Source organism: Salinisphaera sp. G21_0, assembly GCF_017744115.1.
In the GTDB taxonomy this organism is placed as follows: Bacteria; Pseudomonadota; Gammaproteobacteria; order Pseudomonadales; family Endozoicomonadaceae; genus Endozoicomonas.
The window spans coordinates 1-1,330 of the sequence record NZ_JAGHQW010000169.1 but is presented as its reverse complement, the minus strand read 5'-3'; the positions used below and the strand labels follow the sequence as shown (position 1 = coordinate 1,330).

The window sequence follows — 1,330 nt, the reverse complement described above, 5'->3', positions numbered from 1 at the left end:
AGTAAGTAATTGTCCCGAAATAATTCCTACATTTCGCCTATAGTAAAGAGCCATAAATATCTACCTTACGGCTCTTTTCTGTGCGAGTGGTTATGAATAATTATTCAGAATCAGTTGAAACTCAGATGATCAATTTTTTCTGCTCACTCAATGAGCGAGATCGTCGACGGTATGCTGCTATTGAAGCAGTAAAGTTGGGGCATGGAGGTATCCAGTACATATCTCAATTACTGGGTTGTCATCGGGAAACTGTCGTCCATGGAATAGCTGAACTTAATTCCGAGAAACCGCTCACTACGAATCGGATTCGTAAGAAAGGGGGGAAGAAGAAGTCTAACGGTGGTAAGCCCAAATCTAGTTTATAACGTGCTTCGTATTCTACACGATCACACCGCAGGTGATCCTATGCGGCACGAAGTCCGATGGACAAATCTTTCCCGCCGAAATATTTCCCGGCAACTTGAAAAGACAGACACTCCTGCAAGTAAGAATGTCGTTTCCAAGGTGCTTTATGAAGAAGGTTTCCGTCGTCGTAAGCCTCAGAAAAAAAGAACGATGGGGCAGAATAAAGATCGAGACGCACAATTCAGGAATCTTAAAAGATTGAAGCAGGAATATTTGGATGCAGGCAAGCCAGTACTTAGCATGGACACCAAGAAGAAGGAGACATTGGGTAATTTCTATCGCGAAGGGGTGACGGATGCTATTGAGCCAACGATTGTCAATGATCACGACTTCCCCAGTCAGGGTAATGGCAAAGTTATACCACACGGGATATACGACTTGGGAAAAAACAAGGCGGTGGTTCATTTAAATACCAGTAAAGACACGTCTGAATTTGCTTGCGAGTGCATTGCTCTCTGGTGGCTTGAGCATGGACAGCAAGACTATCCAGGTGAAGATGAGATATTAATCATGTGTGATGGTGGCGGTAGTAATAGTTCATCGTCGTACCTGTTCAAAGAGGATTTGCAAGCACTCTCCAATCGATTGAATTTAAAAATTCGTATTGCACATTATCCACCCTATTGCTCAAAGTACAATCCAATTGAACACCTTGTATTCCCCCATGTGACAAGAGCCTGCAGTGGTGTGCCTCTGGAAAGTATCGAGACAGCAAAGCACTATATTGAGAAAACTGAAACGACGAAGGGGCTCAAAGTAGTCGTAAAAATAATTGATAAGGTCTTTGAAAAAGGCCGTAAATACGCCGCCGATTTTAAAGAAAAGATGAGCATTCAATTTGACAACTTTCTGTCAAAATGGAATTACATGGCCGTACCAGTAGGAAAATGAAATGTCGATTTTATTTCGGGACAATTACTAAGCG

Annotated in this window: 1 protein-coding gene; it reads left to right on the top strand. The window is 42.4% G+C overall.

The features are described from left to right. Nucleotides 1–339 precede the first annotated feature (339 nt). Nucleotides 340–1,296: an ISAzo13 family transposase gene (locus J7439_RS25455; protein ID WP_209204854.1), complete on the top strand. Its 957-nt coding sequence runs from the start codon at nt 340–342 to the stop codon at nt 1,294–1,296. Nucleotides 1,297–1,330: the final 34 nt, after the last annotated feature.